General features: G+C 48.0%; 13 protein-coding genes. 1 reads left to right on the forward strand and 12 read right to left on the reverse strand.

All coding sequences use genetic code 11. The annotated features are described in order from the left end of the window. Positions 1-155: 155 nt before the first annotated feature. From B0F88_RS04250 to B0F88_RS04260, 3 genes are all read right to left on the reverse strand, one after another. Positions 156-2,471: a 3-hydroxyacyl-CoA dehydrogenase/enoyl-CoA hydratase family protein gene (locus B0F88_RS04250; protein ID WP_104422711.1), complete on the reverse strand. Its 2,316-nt coding sequence runs from the start codon at positions 2,469-2,471 to the stop codon at positions 156-158. Beyond that, positions 2,471-3,610 (reverse strand): thiolase family protein, encoded by a 1,140-nt coding sequence (locus B0F88_RS04255; RefSeq protein WP_104422712.1) that lies wholly within the window; start codon positions 3,608-3,610, stop codon positions 2,471-2,473. The genes B0F88_RS04250 and B0F88_RS04255 overlap by 1 nt, the downstream gene beginning before the upstream one ends. A 65-nt stretch (positions 3,611-3,675) precedes the next feature. Beyond that, positions 3,676-6,078 (reverse strand): alpha/beta fold hydrolase, encoded by a 2,403-nt coding sequence (locus B0F88_RS04260; RefSeq protein ID WP_104422713.1) that lies wholly within the window; start codon positions 6,076-6,078, stop codon positions 3,676-3,678. A gap of 430 nt (positions 6,079-6,508) precedes the next feature. Between B0F88_RS04260 and B0F88_RS04265 the strand changes: the two genes are divergently transcribed. Further along, positions 6,509-7,822, forward strand: coding sequence for an S-methyl thiohydantoin desulfurase domain-containing protein (locus tag B0F88_RS04265; protein WP_104422714.1), 1,314 nt, complete (start codon positions 6,509-6,511; stop codon positions 7,820-7,822). Positions 7,823-8,012: 190 nt separating this feature from the next. On the opposite strand, the gene B0F88_RS04270 is transcribed toward B0F88_RS04265, so the two are convergent. From B0F88_RS04270 to gstA, 9 genes are all read right to left on the reverse strand, one after another. After that, positions 8,013-9,878, reverse strand: a complete 1,866-nt coding sequence (locus B0F88_RS04270) for a TonB-dependent receptor plug domain-containing protein (protein WP_258076557.1) — start codon at positions 9,876-9,878, stop codon at positions 8,013-8,015. 139 nt (positions 9,879-10,017) lie between these two features. Continuing rightward, positions 10,018-10,959 (reverse strand): ABC transporter substrate-binding protein, encoded by a 942-nt coding sequence (locus B0F88_RS04275; protein ID WP_104422716.1) that lies wholly within the window; start codon positions 10,957-10,959, stop codon positions 10,018-10,020. Between the two features lie 49 nt (positions 10,960-11,008). Next, positions 11,009-11,797, reverse strand: a complete 789-nt coding sequence (locus B0F88_RS04280; RefSeq protein ID WP_104422717.1) for a hypothetical protein — start codon at positions 11,795-11,797, stop codon at positions 11,009-11,011. 309 nt (positions 11,798-12,106) lie between these two features. Continuing rightward, complete coding sequence (locus tag B0F88_RS04285; protein WP_104422718.1) at positions 12,107-14,137, reverse strand: carbamoyltransferase family protein; 2,031 nt, start codon at positions 14,135-14,137, stop codon at positions 12,107-12,109. A gap of 315 nt (positions 14,138-14,452) precedes the next feature. Beyond that, the gene (locus B0F88_RS04295; protein WP_104422720.1) at positions 14,453-16,009 is read right to left on the reverse strand and encodes a glycerol-3-phosphate dehydrogenase/oxidase; all 1,557 of its coding nucleotides are present in this window, start codon (positions 16,007-16,009) and stop codon (positions 14,453-14,455) included. Continuing rightward, positions 16,006-16,791: a glycerophosphodiester phosphodiesterase gene (locus B0F88_RS04300; RefSeq protein WP_104422721.1), complete on the reverse strand. Its 786-nt coding sequence runs from the start codon at positions 16,789-16,791 to the stop codon at positions 16,006-16,008. The genes B0F88_RS04295 and B0F88_RS04300 overlap by 4 nt, the downstream gene beginning before the upstream one ends. A gap of 54 nt (positions 16,792-16,845) precedes the next feature. Next, positions 16,846-17,682 carry a metallophosphoesterase gene (locus B0F88_RS04305; protein WP_104422722.1) on the reverse strand — a complete coding sequence of 279 codons (837 nt, stop codon included), beginning with the start codon at positions 17,680-17,682 and terminating at the stop codon, positions 16,846-16,848. 195 nt (positions 17,683-17,877) lie between these two features. Next, a complete protein-coding gene (locus B0F88_RS04310) occupies positions 17,878-18,078 on the reverse strand; it encodes a hypothetical protein (RefSeq protein WP_104422723.1) in 201 nt (66 codons plus the stop codon). Positions 18,079-18,242: 164 nt separating this feature from the next. Continuing rightward, the gene (gene gstA / locus B0F88_RS04315; RefSeq protein WP_104422724.1) at positions 18,243-18,851 is read right to left on the reverse strand and encodes a glutathione transferase GstA; all 609 of its coding nucleotides are present in this window, start codon (positions 18,849-18,851) and stop codon (positions 18,243-18,245) included.

Raw genomic sequence — 18,851 nt, forward strand, 5'->3', positions numbered from 1 at the left:
GCAATTACCATGAAGGACATGAAGACTTAAACCTTTCATGCCGCTTCATGTCCTTCATGGTTAAAAAATGAAAAATAAAACTTGCTCAAGTTGTTTCATGCCGTCCCTTATTATTCAATCCTTCGTGTTCTTCGTGCCTTCGTGGTGAAAATTTCTTAATCATTGCGTAACGGCTTACCTGTTTTAAAAAGGTGTTCCAGCCTGGCCAGAGTGCCCGGTTGTTGGACTAAATGTAAAAACGCGGTCAGCTCCAGATTTAACAAATCGTCTTCGGTCAGCGGCTCGGTGATGTCGCACTGGCCGCCGCTGAGCACGTCTGCCAGTTGCCGTGAGATTTCCACATCATAGTCCGTTATTTTGCCGGCCAGTTTTAAGTTATTGATCGCAATATCCATTGCCGCTCTGGCGCTGGCGCCGGGCAGGCTGAAACTGACCGGCTCAGGCGGCGTATAACCCGATACCAACAGCAACGCTTTAGCCTTCGCATCGGCCAATAAGCGGTCTTTATTCATGGTAATGCCGTCGGTGGTGGACAAAAACAGCAGTTCCTTTGCTTCGGCCGCCGATTTTGACACCTTGGCCATGCCGATCGTTTCGAAAGCCTGCGCAATCGCAGGCATCGGACCGCCGGGACGTCTTGCAAATTCCAGCCGGCGGCGCAGATATTCCTTGCAGCCGCCCCAACCCGGCACCAGTCCCACGCCCACTTCGACCAGACCGATATACAGTTCGGCATGAGCCTGAATCGCATCGCAATGCAGCAGGATTTCGCAGCCGCCGCCCAAAGCCAAGCCGGAAGGCGCGCCGACCACCGGGAACGGCGCATACTTCAAAGCCATGTAAGACTGTTGCCCCTGTTTTATCAACTGCTCTACCGCCAGCCAGTCTTGGGCTTGGATGGCTTGCACCAGCAAAGTTAAATTAGCCCCGGCGGAGAAATTGTCGGCATCGTTGTGGATAACCAATGCGGAAAAGTCGGTTTTGACCTTTTCGACGCTTTGCCGGACCACTGCCAGACTATCCATGTCCAGCGTATTCATTTTGCTGTGGAATTCCAGGCAGGCAACGCCGTCGCCAATATCCCACAGACTGGCCGACGGGTTTTCCAATACCGCCGGAGCCTGTAATTTAATATCCGCCAACAGCAGCATACCGTCCGGGCGATGCACAGGATGGTAATTGCCGGATAAATCGGCATACAAGCATTTGCCTGAATCGACCTTGTATAGGTCGTGACGATTTGCCAGCAGCGACGGCACCTCGCGGTTGTCGGCAAGCAAGCGGTCAACGAACCAATCTACGCCGATCCGATCCAGCAGCTCGAACGGCCCGTATTTCCAGTTGTAACCCAGCCGCATCGCAGTATCGACGGCGGTGATGTCATCGGCAATCTCGGGAATCAGGCTCGCGCTATAAGCCAGAGTATTGGACAACACCTGCCAGGAAAAACGACTGATTGCGTCTTCGCCCAACAAAAAAGCCCTGATCTCGTCCTGCGTCTTAGGCAAACTCGGCAAGGCGAATTTTTCGCTAACACGATAAGCGCCGGTTTGCAGGCTAATCGATTCCTTGACGCGCTTTCCGCCTGTTTCCTGTAGACGATAAAACCCGCCCTTGCCTTTTCTGCCGGTGTAACCGTCGGCTATCATGGTCTGAACCAGTTCGGGCAAGGTATTGACTTGATGAAACGCATCTTCCTTGGCTAAGGCTCGTTCCATGCTGCCCAGAATATGCGGGATCAGATCCAGCCCGACCAAATCCAGCAGGCCGAAAACACCGGTTTTGGGTATGCCGAAAACCGTCATCGCCGCATCGGCCTGCTCGACGGTCAAACCCAGCTTGATCGCTTCCAGCAATCCGCATTGCAGCCAGTAAATACCGATGTGGTTGCCGATAAATCCCGGCGTATCCTTGCAGCTTACGCTCTCCTTACCCAGATGGGTGTCGGCAAAACGGCTGACGGCGGCAACCAGTTCCGGCCGGGTTTGAGGGCCTGAAACCCGTTCCAGCAGCCGCATATAACGGGGCGGATTAAAAAAATGGGTGATCATGAAGCGCTGTTTGAAGCTGTCCGGCATATCGCGGGCCAGCAGCTTCAACGGCAATGTCGAGGTGTTCGATGAAATCAGGGTATCGGGGCGGCAAATGTTCTCAAGTTTCCGGTAAAGTTCCTGCTTGACGGCCGGATTTTCAATCACTGCTTCAATCACCCAGTCCACTTCCTTTAACCATTCAAGATGGTCTTCAATATTGCCGGGCGTGACCAATCGGGCGTTATTTTTATGCATGAACGGCGCAGGTTCGGCTTTGAGCATCTTGGCAACCGCCGATTCGGCAATGCTGTTCCGGTTATCGCCATTTTCAGGAACTATATCCAGCAAACAGACAGGAATACCGGCATTGGCGATATGGGCGGCAATACCCGCGCCCATAACCCCGGCGCCAATCACTGCAACTTTTTGGATGCCCATCAGATCGCCTCCAAAATAGTCGCAATGCCCTGGCCGCCGCCGATGCATTGGGTGGCAAGCGCAAACTGCTTGTTTTCCCGTTTCAGCAGGCTGGCGGCTTTACCGGTAATTCTGGCGCCTGACGCGCCCAGCGGATGGCCCAAGGCAATCGCGCCGCCATCCAGATTCAACTTTTCGAACGGTATCGGGAGGTCTTTTAGTACCGCCAAAGATTGCGCGGCAAAGGCCTCATTCAGTTCGACGATGTCGATGTCCTGCAACGTCAGACCGGCGCGTTGCAAGGCCTTATGGGTTGCGCTGACCGGGCCTATGCCCATGATTTCCGGCGCGCAAGCGGATACTGCGATGGACCTGATGCGGGCAAGTTTTTCCAATCCGTGGGCGTCTGCGTAGTCCTCGCTGCATACCAGCACCGCTGCCGCGCCGTCGGTTAACGGCGAGGAGGTTCCGGCAGTCACGCTGCCGTTTTTAAGGAAGGCGGGTTGCAGACCGGCAAGCGCCTGTAACGTGGTGCCAGCCCTGATGCAGCCGTCATGCTGGACGGTTTCGCCGTCAGCGCGTTTAATCGGAATGATTTCGCCGGCGAACAAACCGTTTTTCTGGGCGGCTCCCGCTTTTTGCTGGCTCGCCAAGGCGAAAGCCTCCTGCGCCAGACGGTCGATATGATATTGCAGGGCCAGGTTTTCCGCCGTCTCGCCCATGCCGATATAGGCTTGGGGATAGCTTTTATAAAGGCCCGGATGGGGCAGGTAATTGAAACCGCCCATCGGCACGCGGCTCATCGATTCGACACCGGCGCAGATAATCGCCCGACCGGCATTCATTTGAATCGCGCCCGCCGCATTATGTATCGCCTGCATTGAGGAACCGCAGAAGCGGTTAATGGTGGTACCGGAGACGGTAACAGGCAACCCGGCAAGATGAACGATTAACCGCGCCAGGTTCATGCCCTGCTCCCCTTCAGGAAAAGCGCAGCCTAAAATCAAATCCTCAATATCTTCGGGGGCAACGCCGGTATCATTGATTAAGCCTTTGATGACCTGTGCGGCGAGCTCATCCGGCCGTACTTTAGCCAACTGGCCTTTTTGCGCGGGTGTAAAGGGTGATCTGCAATACCCTGCGATAACTACATTTTTCATGATGCTGCCCTCCTTATGTTATGCATTTCCACTGATTAAATACGTTCAACGGGACATAACGGGATTTAAAGATGTTTTTTGCTGACTTTTCCCTGCTTTACTCCTTGTGCCGCTAAGGGTATGCAATCGTACATCTCTTCAAGACCGTGATCGACTCTATTGGCAGTGCGCAACTCATTTAAAAAATCATCAATGGCGCGCCAGGCACCGCCGATATTTTCCATCAAAATACCGTGGCGATTAGATGTAATGACCTGGAGTTTTTTGTTTTTTGAGCCCAGTTTATCGAAGATAGCCGGTGCGCTTTTAGCCGAGACAACCGGGTCCTGATCGGCGTAAATAATCAGGGTCGGTGTGCTGATACGCGGCAACAGTTCATCGATGTGCGCTATCAGCAGTCTCAATTCATATAGAGCCCTGACCGGCACATTGCGGTAATTGATATGAGGGTGTTCAGTGGCATTCTCGATAAAGGGCTTTACGCCTTCAAAGGCCGAAACCCAGCCGACCAATTTGTTGGTTCCGTGCAGTAACGGCACCAGCATGAAAGCGGAATTGACGAATTTTAGCGGCACGGAAACCGCAATGACGCCGATTATTTCATGGTGTTGCTCGGCGGCCAGTTTCAACGCCAATGCGCCGCCGGTAGAAAATCCGGCGACGGCTATGCGTCGGCAATGCGCTTTGAGGATGCTGAAACCTCTTTGTACGCAGCCGAACCAGTCTTCCCAGCTTTGGTCGCGTAACGCATGCGGTGACGTACCGTGGCCTTTCAGTCGGATACCCAATACCGTGTAGCCCTGTTTAACCAGGTATTCGCCATAATCCTTCAATTCAGCCGGGCTGGCCAGCAAACCGTGTATCAGTAATATGCCGGTGCCGTTGGCTTGCTCTCCTTCGACAGAGCTCAGGACAGGCGGTTGAAGAAAAAACGGCGATGGGTCGGCGACCGTATCTTCCATTTGATTGATCTCGGCAAAGAGGGAGCTTGAATAAACTTGTTTTTCCCATGCCAGAGCGCGGCATTCATCTTCAAAATGCCAGGCTGCCAGTTTGTTGGTATCGATGCCGGCGAATTCGTTGATAGCCCCGATCAGAGTATCGCGAACCGTGCGCAAAGGCGCTGCTTCGTTATTATAAACCGCAATCGGATTCTCCAAACGGATGCTGTCAAAGTCATACTCGGCCAAAAGTTTGGGCAAGAATTGGTAACTATTCGCCCGGTCCTGGATCAAACCCGCTTCTTTGGCGGCACAGATAAAATAATCGAAGCGCTTGTTCGTTGATTTAAGCAGATCACTGTAATCATCGGGATTAAGCAGGCTCCGGTGCAGATGAATCGCGGTATTGTTTTGCAGATGCTTGATGGCGATATAAAGAATGCTGTAGAACTGATTTTTCTCAATATGCGTCTGACCTTCGCCGATGTAATGCATGATTAGCGTTGCCGCCAGATGGCTTAAATTGATCGTGACATTGGCATAAATGCCTTCCATGTATCGATCGCGGGAACATTGGGCATTTTTTATAAAATACGAACCCAGTAAACGTTGCCGCCAGTTTTTAGGCCTGGAATTCAGCGTAAAAACATCGTCTATCGTATTAATTTCAGGAACGACCATACCCATCAGATAACGGGTGCGCCAATCCCAGATACAGCAAGGATCGACAGGAGTACCCAGGCGTATGTCCATATCGGTATTCTTCAGCATGATATTGCCTTCAATCAGCAATTCCTCGGATTGGCGCAAACTCAGATTGTCAGAAAACAGCTCAACGCCTTTAAACAACAAGTTTTCAGAAGAACGAATCGGATAAAAAGTGATATTGGCCGGCACCATCAGCGTCAGTTTATTCGCTACCGCTATCAGCTGATCAATGCTGTCGATTTGCAAAGCATCTTGCCATTGCCGAAGCAGCGTCACATTGTTTTGACTATAGGCGTGGCGGATAGCCGCCTTAAAGGTTTCCACGCCCTGCCCCAAAACAGCCGGCCCTGTGTGCAGCTTGCGCCGGTTGCCGGTAACCCGGGAGTAAATACTGTAATGACCGCGTTTGTCGATAACCCGGCGATCTTTTACCATGCCGCCTTCAGGAAAAATAATGACTTTGCGGCCGCGCAAAATCTGTCCGGCCAGCAGTGGGAACAGGCGATCATGATCGTGGGGAAAAACACCGACATGCTTTAAATACCGCGACAGCACGTTGTCTTCGTTAAAAAACTCCCCGGAAGCAATTGCACAACTGTAAGCCCCGGTTTTTTCGTAAATAAGGAATTGCGGTATGAACGTTTCGAACCGGGAAAAATGATTGAATAAGAAGATGTCGCCTTCCAAAAACTGCGGGTCGGCATGCAGATCCAACCTGACGCTCAACATGTTTTTGACGGCGTTAAACAGCTTGACCGACCTGTTGTAGAGCTTGGTGCTTATATCGGGCCAATCATCAGGGTATGGTGTGTTATTCATGTCCGCTGTATGTCTTAAGGTAGAAATCCAAAAAAACATCATTGTGCAAAATTTACACTGTCAGTATGCCCCGCTCTGCGGGCGAACCTGATAATACCCCTTATCGGTAATGTTAGCCATATTGGATCGTGACTGTACATCTATTGAAAACCATGACAGCCGTCCCTGATTGCAAGATTGATACAGCAGCGCTGGAATCAATGCGGCAAAGGCTTTCTACCGATCCGACGAACGGGGAACAACGGTATACAGCCTCTAAAAATGGTAACGGTAATTTATGTCAGCTTTTGCCACACATTATTGGCGTTATAGCTTACAATATCACCTCACCTTGCTAATCAAGGTTATCGTAATAAAAACTTCTGTGTTTAGCGCAGATGAGCTGCAACCGAAACAGACAGAGTTCATTTAATTTTAAGGAAGAGTTTTTATGCTTAATGATTTTAATAATATTTCAATAAAAAAATCATCATTGAATGAAGACACGCCGGTAAAAGAAACCGCTCAAAATGAGCATTCAATAAAATATTTTGGCCCCGGCAATTATCGGTTAACGAAAAAAGATATTAATTATATTGCATATGGCGCTTGTTTTTTAGGCTCAGGCGGCGGGGGATCAATTGGATTGGCCCTACTTTTTATCGACAAAATGATTAACGATGCCGATGTTATGTTTTATGTAAATCCCGATAACCTTGAGGCAACTAAAAACATATCTTTTATAGCAACTTTAGGTTCACCCGATAAAATGTTTGAAGGTTTCGGACAAACGGCTTCATTAAATGCATTTTCAGAAATGAATCATTATCTAAGTCAATCCGGCCAGGAACCATTAGGCTATCTGATACCCGTTGAACTGGGGGCAATTAATACTCTCATCCCATTTATAATTTCAGCGAGAAAAGGCATTGAGGTAATTAATGGTGATCCGTGCGGCAGAGCAGCACCGGAAATGAGCATGAATCTGTTCAACATTAATAAATTATCTCTAAATCCAGTTATCTTGACTTCCGATACTGACGAATCGGGACATTACAAAAAAACAATTATACAGGCAAAAAATGCGGATGATGCGGAAAACCAAGCTCGGCAATTTGCCAAATCGCATAATTACTTAGCTGGCATGGCATGCTATCCGATGCAGGGTGCCGATTTAAACTGTTCAATTTTATCGGGCAAAAACAGGGCTAAATTTATTCAATGGTCAGTGGGTCTTGCCTGGAATCTGGGCCACAACATGGTTGAATCCAGAAATTACACTGAATTCCTGGATTTTCTAGGTGACTTTTCACTATCCAGTTATAAATTATTTGAAGGCATAATCACCAACAAAGAAGAGCGAAAAATAAGCGGTTTTGACGCCGGGAAAATCACCGTATCAAATGAAAAAGAATCACTTTTTATCTATTATAAAAATGAAAGCCTATTGGCATGGAATGTAACAAGAAAATGCTATGTGGCTATGGGGCCTGATTCCATAAATTTTCTTGCCAAGAACGACGCTCAACCATTGTCAAATGCCGATATAAACAGCGATTCTGCAAAAAATCCTAAAAACATACCATTAGGAACAGAGATTGGTATTATCGGACTGTGTGCTTTTGAAAAGCTGCAAAATACTGTACTTGTAGACTTGTTTTTAACCAATATTCAAGAAACTCTGGCTGCGTTTCCCGAAGACCATGTACCAATTCCAGAAAGATACATCCAACTGTCGGACTTAATGCAGCATTACAAAAAATAAGGAGTAACTTGCTAGACACTCAGGATCGCCCTGCCTGATTGCATTTTTGATATGGGGCAAAACTATGCTCATTTAAATAATGAGTTTTCACATATTTTTTGAATGGAGAGACAACATGTATTTGTAAGATACTGACCCGTGGTGGATTCGCCGAAAGGCAATCCACCACACTACATGACTCGCTCCTTAATTAAAATCTCAAGCTGACATGCCCAAAAAACGTCCGTCCAGCCATTTCATAGTCACCTATAAAATTCAAACTAGCCGGAGCCGGATCGTAATAACGCTTATTCAATAAGTTGTAGACATTAAAACTGACGTCAACTTTCTTACCGAACATATTTTTCCCCAGCAATCCCAGATCGAGTAATGCGTATCCCGGTACATCGTTGCGCGTATCGCCTAAATTGCGCGATGTATTATCTTTGATAAGGACATGCGCAAAGCTGCTCCAGGTATTATCAAAAGCCCAATTGGCTGTCAGGTTGGTGCGATGCCGCGGCACATCCGCTAATTGCCGTCCAAGCTGAATGCTATGCTGTAAGACATGATTGGCACCGATATAGGAACCTTGCAAACTACCGTCAAACTCATAACGCATTTCCAATTCAACACCCTCGGCGATCACACTGCCGCTATTGTCGTATTGCGAAATAGCTACTTGAACGGGGACTTGTGAAATAATTTGATTGATTGCCGAATGATAATAGGTGGCCTGAGTCGTCAAACCCGACACAGGATGGGCAATAATACCCGTTTCAAAAGTTTTAACTTCCTCAGGCTTAAGAGTTGGATTACCCAATAACACAGGATTATTGACCAGACCAAGCTCACCGAAAGCAGGCGCTCGATAAGCGGTGCCGTAAGAAAACTTCAGCGAATAATTTTTAATAAACTCCCAATTAAAGCCCATCCTAGGATTAAAGGTACCGCCAAAATCATTGTATCGGTCATAGCGGGCTCCCAAGCTCAAGCGTAAGTTTTTTAACGGATCCCACACATCTTCCACATAAACACCCCAGCGTTCACGTATTCTTTCTTCGGTAGAAGGCAGCGCCGCTGTCAAGTGAGCAGGGTCGGGACCCGCTTGATCAATAAGGTTACTCTGTTGCTCTTTTGCATAAGAAAACCCGCTGATCAGGGTTTGTACGTCACTGATATGATAGTTCGCTTGAACCTCACCCCCTGTACGCGTATCTTGAAGGCCGTTACGACTAAATTGGCTCGGTGCGGTTTGCCACGTATTATCGTAACTAAAAAAATCGTGAAATACCTGCGTATCTACCGTGAAATTATTTTGAATCTTCCACGTTCTGCTTAAGCGCAGGAAATAATCGTTATAATCCTGTTGGGTCCTGCCATCGCTAAGAATAGATGCTAGTCCAAAAAACGTACCGGCTTTTTTATTGATATAACGCCCGTCCAGCTTAAAGTCCTGATAACCTAACTGCCATTCCAGATCGTAGCGACCTTCGGTGAGCTGACTCTTACCGGGAGCCGAAGAATTGAGACCTTTTGCGCTCAAGCTGTCGGCAGGAATTGGCGAATTGATGCCGTCGGTATCGGTAAAATTAAAATGCACCGCCGCTTCAGCGCTATTATCAAATTGCTTGCCCCAGGATGCGCGATATTGCTGGGTATCGAAACTCCCCCAACCCGCTGAAGTTTGCACCCCATTTAAATCCTTGGCATTTAGGGTGATTATGTTGATAACGGCAAGAAAAGCATTAGCGCCGTATAAAGCCGAGCCAGGACCGCGCACCACTTCCACACGCTTGATCGTATCAACCGGTAAATCATCGTAAACCCAGGCACTGCCGGCATTTTGCAGGTTATGATCCAGCGGATGACCGTTCAACATAATCTGAACTTTTTCAGACAGCACTGTTTTAACGCCGCGAACCTCAATTTCACGCCAGCCAAACTGAGTTTGCGTAATACCAATACCCGGAACCAATCGCAACACATCGATCAAATTGCGCGCGCCGATATGCGCAATATCGTCTTGGGTAATGACTGTAGTTGTGGCGATAGTCTTGTCCACATGCTCTTCCATTTTCGACGCGGTGACCACGACTTGTCTTTCTGCGGCGAGATAAGCCAATTCCCTTTCCAGGTCGTCATTCGGTTCCAATGATTTTGCAAACGCGCTCGAACTTAAGACTAAGGCGCCAACCAGCAGGGTGCGTAAATAGTTAATCATTCTTAGCGCACCCCACAATTTTATTGACCGAATCCAGGGCGTCTTGGTTGAACTTGAGCTGCAATGCGTCGAGAACGCACTTGTTTAAAGTAATCGTTGATCCGGCAGGGACCTGTACGGTACCGCCGGGCACTTTATCCTTATCCATCATCATGGCTAAGTTTGCCGATTGCCGCCCAATCGTCGCAATATCCGCAGAAATAGCCAAAACAGCGCCATGTTCTATAAACACATCGCTGTAAGCGTACACGGGTTTCTTTTGTTGTTCCGCCGCCTGAAAAATTTGCCGCACCGAATCTTTACCGCTTAAGACAATCGGATCGGAAATAATCCAGAACATATCTATTTTCGGCAGCAATTGATCGAGCGCCTCGCCAATCTCCTGCGCATCGTTAACGGACTGGGTAACGATATTTATGCCTAAGGCCAAGGCATCTTTTTTGATGGTTTCTACATATTCACGGCTGAACTTATCGTTGTAGAGCAAACCGATTTTTTTAATCGTTGGAAAGAAATAACGTAACAACGAGATTTCTTGTGCCGAAGATAACTCATTAGCGACCCCGTAAGTCCCTGCATCGATATCCAACCTTCGCCAATTAATCACTGCTGAAAATAACATTTTTTTGTTATGAGCATGGATACGCGCTAACGAATAGGCTTTGGTTCCTATGCTGTAAATCAGCTCAGGATTTTCTTGCTGGATAAGCCGCTTCAGTTCCTCTTCGGCATTGGCATGGCGATCCAGGTTAAATTCAGTCCATTGATAGGCGTTTTGCTGTAAGACCTTTTTAAATTCTGTCGCAATTGTTTCATACCGGTAAACCGTATTATCGCTATTAACGATCAGCACTTTACTCGACTCGGCGAAACCGGGGGTCGCAAAAAAGGCGGCCAACAGGACTAAGAGCTTACAAAAATTTATCATTTTCATAGTTGGCTCCTGTATTCATTGCAGGATGCGCCGCGACGATTGAATTTTTTCATTGCAACGTCCTCCAGCCATCTATGCCCAGTAACTTTAAATTTTCTCCACCCGCATCCGCCTCCGACATTTTGCGTAACACCTCAAGCAATTCCACCTCTTGTGGCTCCGGTTTCTTCAATGTCGCCGCAATTAACAAATAATCCTTTTCGCTAAAACCGAGACTATGCAATTCCCGAAACTGATTGGGATTAAACATCGCCAGCTTATCCAAACTGCTCTCAGCGGAAATCGCGGCGGTCGCCATGCCAAAACCGACCGCCATCAACGCATCTATGTCTTTCGGAACGATCAGTATCTTGATGTCTTTAAGCAGTGCTTCCTGCCCCTTGCCGAGTATTTGCTTCAATACGCTGTGGATGTATTCTTCACTGCCCGCACCTGCAACCACGGTATTCTTAAGCATAGAGACATTGGCAATGTCTTTTTTCGTGCTCAAGACCTTCCTTTGCATAGTGTTACCTTTTGACGTGCCGACCAAAGCGATTTCCAGCGGCACTTTCTTCTGCTGCAATGCCTTTAAATGCCAACTGGATAACAAATAGATATCGCCTTTTTTTTCCTGAATGACCGCTTCAAAATTTTCTCTGTCATCAAAAGGCTGGAAATAATAGCCGCCATGATTCACCAAATAAGTATCAAAAGCGGTTTTTAACGTAGCAAAATTATTGATATTCGTTTCTGGATTATAGAAATAAATAATCGATCCTACATTTGAATAGGCAGACCAGTAACCTCCTGTAATAAATACAAAAAATATAAAAAAGACAGACAAGATGCGTTTCATTTCTAGTATCTTTGGTTAAGACCGAACATTAATACCAAGAAAGAAGTCTTTGGGTTGGTCATTGCATATTTTTTAAATTAGTAAAATCGCAATAATAGCCTTTAAAGAGAAATAAAGCACCGTTAAAATACGCCTGAATCGTGCTTTAACGCACTACAAAGGTACTCAAAGGCAAAAACATTGTTACCCTGCCGAATGCCATGTGTTGTTCGCACAAGGGTTAAATTTTGCCCATTCTTGCCTAATTAAGGGGCAATAATACTGACACGCTACGCCTATAACGGTTAACACCCCAATAACCCGGCAAAATTAACGTCGTTTGGATTCTGGCCGCAACACCAGCAATCGCTCGGACCATAGCCCCGGCAATTCATCCAAAACCTGCGATTGCTGTTCCTTTGAAAACCCCAACGCAAACATAAGCTGACTTACAGAGTGCTCCCCATCCGCCGCTTGCAAAACCTTGTACGATACTTCAGACAATGCACGAGGCTGTTGTGTAGGATCGAAATCAAAATCGCGGGCGGAATCGTAATTCCAAACCAACGAGTAAGTGAAACCTCGTTCACTATGACTGATATAGCAATCCTCTCTTAGCAATCGAGCCGCTTTCGGTAAGCTAATGATTAAGTTCTCCATGTCCTTAGGTTGCCAAGCTTTTTTGCGAGCCAAATAATCGCCTACGACCAGATAGTCCAACCCGGACGTCAAATAGCACACGACGGCGTCGTCTATACTGTCGACAATTGGCTCCGCATTGTTATTGAACGAGGTATTCAACAAAATCGGAATGCCGGTTTTTCTGCCGAATGTGTCAATTAACTCCCAATAGCGCGGATTGCTCACCCTGCTTACAGTTTGCAGCCGGGCACTGCCATCTACATGAGTAATAGCGGGTAGTTGTGTGCGCCATTCCGGCTTGACATTCAACACAAAAGACATGAAAGGAAAATCGGAATTTTCTCCCGGCACTTCAAAGAAATCCCGGACCCGTTCTTCCACGACCGATGGGGCAAACGGGCGGTAACTTTCGCGCATTTTGATCATTGCATTGATCGTTTCCTTATGAGTAGCGACACGCGGATCGGCCAGAATACTGCGGTTGCCCAAAGCCCTAGGGCCGAATTCAGAACGCCCTTGCACCCAACCTATCACCGCACCGTCAATAATCAGATCGGACACCTGCTCCGACCGGTTATCCATTTTCTCGGTATGCAGAAAGGTGCGCCAAGCCTCTAAAGTGTCGCTGATTTCGTCATCATGAATCGGCGTTCCCCAATTGGCGTGAGTCACTCGAGCCAAAGGTAATTCCGGTTGCATTTGATGAGTCGTATAAGCCGCCGCACCATATGCACACCCCGAATCGCCAGCGAAAGAAGGCACAAAAACATCTTCAAACAAGCCTGAATAAAGAATCTTGCCATTCATACTGCTGCTCTGTCCGACACCGCCGCTAATTACTAAGCGAGCGTGTCCCGTCACTTGCTGAAAATGACGCAGGATATGCAAAACGATAGTCTCTATCGCTTCTTGTAACGCCGCAGCAATGTCCATGTGAACTTGGGTAATCGGCGCATCTTTTTTCCGAGGACTGGTTATGTTGAACAATTCAAACCTGCGTTCTCGATGCACCGCATAATCGCCGTTTGGCAGCAAGGTATAGAATCGCTGCAATTGCTCTCTATATACATGACTACGACCATAAGGCGCCAGCCCCATGACTTTATATTCGTCATAAATACGATAGCCAAGAAAACGTATTACATCCAAATATAAAATCCCTAAAGAGTCGGATTCCGACTTGCTCAACAAATTATCAAAGCGACCATTGCGCACATCAATCACATTGGTCGATAAAGTGTCGCCAAGCGCATCAATGGTCAACACCAGACTGTCACTAAACCCGGACATATAATAGGCTGTTGCCGCATGGGTAATATGGTGATCAACAAATACAAGCTGATTATCTTTTAAGCAAAAATCAAACTCATTCTGAAACAAATACCGATAAAGTTGACGTGCATCTCCAATTTCAGCGAGTAAGGGATTGCTTATCTGATATTGTTTTAATACTTTATTTAAAACATCTTCATTAGAGTAGATAGCAAAATAATCTATATCCTCCAATGTCTTATTTGCTTGTTCCAAACAAAACAACACGGCAAATCTCCATATCTTACCGGTATGTTTAATGCGAGTTAATCGTTCTTCTTCAATTCCAGCGATGACATGACCATCTTGCATTAACACCGCCGCAGTATCATGGTGGGCGTCTTCAAATAATTTAAAATATTTATCAAACACTGCGTCGCAGCCACCACTTAAGCCCAGAACCAACATTAAACTTTCCTTAATACATTGTTAATAGTTAAATAACCATAGAGCCAATTATAAGATCCATTAAGACATATGGAATTAATGGCTTGAATGGCCCAAAAAGAAAAACAACCTGCCGACAAATTGTACAAGTTAGAGACAACATTATCGCAGACAGGATTTAATATACAAACTTCTTGGCTATCATAAAAAATAGGACCATTGACCAAGCTATAATCAGGACTCCATATAGCCACCTTAAAAATACCGCCGCAAAAAGCATTGAACCCGATTATCGCCCGTTCATATTTTTTGACGCACATTTCGACGACTGCCTGATCAGATATTTTGTCTGCTGCAATTGCCGAGTTCGTTATTTAAAGTAGCCTCATCCCAACCCCGCGTTTTTGCCGTCATTTCGGCGAGATAACGCAGTTCTGCCTCAGTCATTTTGGCCAAGATTAGCAACGGAATTCGCCGTCTGAGCAAATCATCCAAATGCACGACCATTTCATTTTCGGCACAGAACACCAAATCGGCGAAGATAAAAGGCAGCGTGGGCGTTATCCGCTTTGCCAACTCAGCATCCCGCTCGATTAATTGAAAAATCGCCGACACGCGTTTTGCGTGTCGCCGTACCAGCCATTGGGCGCTTTCGCCGTCGATGCCCAGCGTTACGGCTTCGGCCAAAGCTTGCTCCTCCCACAGCCGGTAATCCTGATCCGGCAGCCACGGAAACGGCCTGCCGTTGGTACGGCAAGGCTCATTGCGGCCTAAATTTTCACAAAGCGTATTGACGATTTGAGCCGCGTCCTCACGCGCCGACGTGATTTTTCCGCCGATGGAAGTCAACAGGCCGTTCTTGGCGACTTTCAGTTCCCAGTCGCGACTGACCGTAGACGGCGCTGTTTTTAAACTCTGTTTTAAAACGCGCAATCCCGCGTAACGCCCGATAATGTCGGCCTCAGTCCAGTTCACATCAAGCACTTGATTGGCTTCGGTCAGCAGGTAATCGACTTCATCCGCTTCAACACAGACCCGATCGACATCGCCGGTATAATCGGTATCCGTGGTGCCCAACAGCGTCAACCCGTACCACGGAATCATAAAAAACACCCGCCCGTCCGATTTCGCGGTCAGCAACAGCGCTTCATTGCCCAACACCTTGGGCAAGATCAGATGCACGCCTTTGGTCAACCGGCAACCGCTTTCAATCGTCCATTGCCCGGTGGCATTAACGATTTGCCGGGCGTAGACGATTGCTGTTTTGCCGTTGACCCGGTCTTGAACTTTGGCCCCGCAGACTTGCCCCTTATCTTCGATAAAGTCGGTCACTTTGCAGTAATTCACGCATACCGCCCCGGCCGATAACGCGCCGTCAATCAATTCCAAAACCAGGCGGGCATCGTCGGTCTGTGCGTCGGCATAAGTAAAGCCGCCGGTTAATAATGAGGAATTGAGACGGGGAAAACGCTCCGCGAATGCGGCCCGGCTGAAATGACGATGAACTTGCCCGGAGTAAAGCGTCCCGGCCAAAAAATCATAAAGCATCAATCCGAGTTTCAGGCGAATGCCGTTTAGCCGGCTGCCCTTAAAAACCGGGATGCCGAAACGCAGCGGCCAGACGCGGTGCGGAGCGGCTTTCTTCAACATCTCGCGTTCGCGCAAGGCTTTTTTAACCAGCTTGAAGTCCAGCGATTCCAGATAGCGCAGGCCGCCGTGTATCAGCTTGCTGGAAGCGGACGAGGTTCCCGAGGCCCAGTCGCCCTGATCGACAATGGCAACCTTAAATCCGCGCAAAGCGGCATCATACGCAGTCCATGCACCATAAATGCCGCCGCCGCAAACCAGCACATCAAAATGCCGGTCGGCCAGTTGCGCAAAGTCCCGTTTCACGAATCGCGCATCTGCAATGCCAGTTGCGGGTCGTCGGTAATCAGGATATTGACCTTCAGAGCCAGCGCCTTTTGAATCTCCTCGACGCTGTTGCAGGTATAAACCCCGACGCCTTTGCCGTTGTCGCGCAAAAGCTTAGCAATAGAATCGTTATGGATGTCGATCGGCAGGCAAAAACCGGCAAGGAAGCCGTGTTCTACCATAAATTGCTCAATGTCGGCCTGGGTGTGATGACCGGACAGCAGATAGTAAAGCGGTAAATCCGGCGCGTGTTGATGGGCAAAAATCAGGCCGGGCAGGCTGAATGAGGAAATAAACACGTCATCGGCGGCGGATGTGCCGATGATCGCCAGCATTTTCAGAATTTTAGTTTCCAACCGTTGCCGCGATTCCCCGTCGCGGCGTTTAAGCTCAATATCCAGGCGGCAACGTCCCCGGAAACTATCGATAAACTCCTGAAGGCTCAACGCGCCTTCAGGCAACGCATCGGGCGAGCTGTATCCGGCAAAATCCATTTGTTCAAGCTGCGCGAAATTAAAATCGTCGATGCATTTTCCCGGATGGCCCAATTTATCCAGCTCCCAGTCATGCCAGAGCACAGGCACCTCGTCCAGACTCAGCTGTACATCCGTTTCAATGCCGTCAATCGGGTATTGCAGGGCTTTGTTGAAGGCGGCTCGGGTGTTTTCGGCAATTGCTCCACCTCCTGCATCCATGTCGTCGGCGGCTTCCCTGCTAGCGCCGCGGTGGGCAAAGATTAAGCATGTGTTCCGGTTGCTCATTACTTCATTCCTCATTAACCTTAATTTTATTCGCTGATACCCAAGCTCAAATTATTATGCCACCAGTCTTGGGTTTACCAGTTCCAACACCGCGATTTCCGGGTAGCAATTAAACCTCACCGGCAAAATTGCCCAACCGATCCCTCGGCTTATAAAAAGCGGGGTTCTTGGCGTGGCGATAAGGCCGCTGGAATAGTCTTTGTTTTTTACCGGCAATCTGGGCGCGCCCAAAAAAGGTATTACGACCTGCCCGCCGTGGGTATGACCGCTCAGCACCAAAGACAACGGCGTTTCAAACCCCGTATCGACCGAATCCGGGTTATGCGACAACAGTATCCTACAATCTCCTTGATCCGAACTGGAAAATACCCTGTCGATCATTAGTTCGTCGCCCCAAAAGTCCCCTGCCCCGCCGATCAAAATTCGGTCGCGCCCTTTGTAAATCGGCTTGCATTGATGCCGAATATTCTGTCCCGATCGTTCCAGCCAATACAGGGATCTGTTGGAATCGCCCCAATGATCATGATTACCCAATACCGAATAGACGCCGTACCTTGCACTTAGCTTGGACAAAATAGGCCATACCGTATCGATTTCTTCAATCGTGTTCCGATTATGGACATAATCGCCGGTACATACGATCGCATCCGTGTTTAAGCTGTTTGTCCGGTGAACTATTTCTTCAACAAACGACGGTGAAACCAGAAAACCCAAATGTATGTCCGTCAGGTGCGCCAGCGTAAAGCCGTGGAACGAAAGCGGCAGATTATCGACAGGAATTTTATACCGATTCACCTGCACGATGTTTCGCTCGATCAATATCGGATAACTCCCGGCAAAAGCAAGTGCGCCGCAGGATAGCGCTGATTTAAGAAAGGATCTTCTGTTCATAGGAGCATCTCGAATTAGGTTAATGCAGTCACTAGCCTTTATGGGATTTGCATAATTAGGGAATCTCGAAGGCCTAAGCTCTAGCTTCGCGAAACTGGAAGCAGCAGCCTCCAAAACCGAATTTCTAAACTAGAAGCAAAACTGAGATATATCGCACGACATCTTCAAGATCGCGGCAGGCTGACAATGACAGCGTTACCTCATAATCCATGAGGGCAGTTCTTTTTCCAGCTGCTCAACTGTAACGCTTTCTCCGCGATCAAGCTCAGCCACTCCTTGCCGTACAGCAGCAATAAACTCAATTTCTTGCGCAATCTGGTGTAAAGAAACTTCATCCGGCAGCCGCAAAAGCAAATCTTTGATAATTTCCTTGCTGCTCATGTTGCCGGTATTCATAAATTAATTTCCTGACGGCCTGACTGTTTTGATGGGATCGAGTATAAGACAACAGGACATGGCGTACAAACGAATACATCCTTAAGTCATTCATGGTTCGACAAGGCCCTCCTGAGCGTAGCCGAAGGGCTCACCACGAACGGCTTAAGGAAACCACGTTCGATTCAAATAAGCCCTTCTTCCGTCATCGCTTTTTGCACCGCCGGACGCGCGGAAATTTTAGCGACATAGTCCACCAACACCGGCCAGCGGGAAATATCGACATCGACATACGCGCCCCAACCCAGCGTGACGAACAAATAGGCATCTGCCACGGTAAAATGCTCGCCTAGCAAAAATGCCCGGTTCGCAAGCTGCTCTGCAACAGTTCCCAGACGCGAAGTCAGTGACGCAATCGCCATTTTTTTAGCGGCTTCAGGCGTGGCGGGGTTAAACAACGGCCCGAATCCGCCTTTATGAATTTCGGTTGCAATAAAATTCAGCCATTGCTGCAACTGATAACGCTCGAACGTGCCTGCTGAGGGGACTAAGTGCTTACCCGGCGCCTGATCGGCAAGATACTGAACAATCGCCGGACCTTCTGTCAGCCGGTTGCCGTCGTCCAGTACCAGCACCGGCACGTAACCGTTAGGGTTTATCGACAGGAAATCCTCCCCAGATTTGGTACGCTTAGTCGCCAAATCGACTTCAATGAGTTCAATCGGCAGTTCCGCTTCGCAGGCTATGATATGGGGCGATAATGAACAGGCCCCTTTGCTGTAATAAAGTTTCAT

The sequence above is a fragment of the Methylobacter tundripaludum genome (assembly GCF_002934365.1).
Lineage (GTDB): Bacteria > Pseudomonadota > Gammaproteobacteria > Methylococcales > Methylomonadaceae > Methylobacter_A > Methylobacter_A tundripaludum_A.

Excerpts from the sequence above, each read along its gene's own strand:
- B0F88_RS04305 (WP_104422722.1), bottom strand. The coding sequence starts at position 17,682 with ATGAACAGAAGATCCTTTCTTAAATCAGCGCTATCCTGCGGCGCACTT.
- B0F88_RS04265 (WP_104422714.1), top strand. The coding sequence starts at position 6,509 with ATGCTTAATGATTTTAATAATATTTCAATAAAAAAATCATCATTGAAT.
- B0F88_RS04260 (WP_104422713.1), bottom strand. The coding sequence starts at position 6,078 with ATGAATAACACACCATACCCTGATGATTGGCCCGATATAAGCACCAAG.
- B0F88_RS04285 (WP_104422718.1), bottom strand. The coding sequence starts at position 14,137 with ATGTTGGTTCTGGGCTTAAGTGGTGGCTGCGACGCAGTGTTTGATAAA.
- B0F88_RS04300 (WP_104422721.1), bottom strand. The coding sequence starts at position 16,791 with ATGAGCAACCGGAACACATGCTTAATCTTTGCCCACCGCGGCGCTAGC.
- B0F88_RS04270 (WP_258076557.1), bottom strand. The coding sequence starts at position 9,878 with ATGGAAGAGCATGTGGACAAGACTATCGCCACAACTACAGTCATTACC.
- B0F88_RS04280 (WP_104422717.1), bottom strand. The coding sequence starts at position 11,797 with ATGAAACGCATCTTGTCTGTCTTTTTTATATTTTTTGTATTTATTACA.
- B0F88_RS04250 (WP_104422711.1), bottom strand. The coding sequence starts at position 2,471 with ATGGGCATCCAAAAAGTTGCAGTGATTGGCGCCGGGGTTATGGGCGCG.
- gstA (WP_104422724.1), bottom strand. The coding sequence starts at position 18,851 with ATGAAACTTTATTACAGCAAAGGGGCCTGTTCATTATCGCCCCATATC.
- B0F88_RS04255 (WP_104422712.1), bottom strand. The coding sequence starts at position 3,610 with ATGAAAAATGTAGTTATCGCAGGGTATTGCAGATCACCCTTTACACCC.
- B0F88_RS04275 (WP_104422716.1), bottom strand. The coding sequence starts at position 10,959 with ATGAAAATGATAAATTTTTGTAAGCTCTTAGTCCTGTTGGCCGCCTTT.
- B0F88_RS04310 (WP_104422723.1), bottom strand. The coding sequence starts at position 18,078 with ATGAATACCGGCAACATGAGCAGCAAGGAAATTATCAAAGATTTGCTT.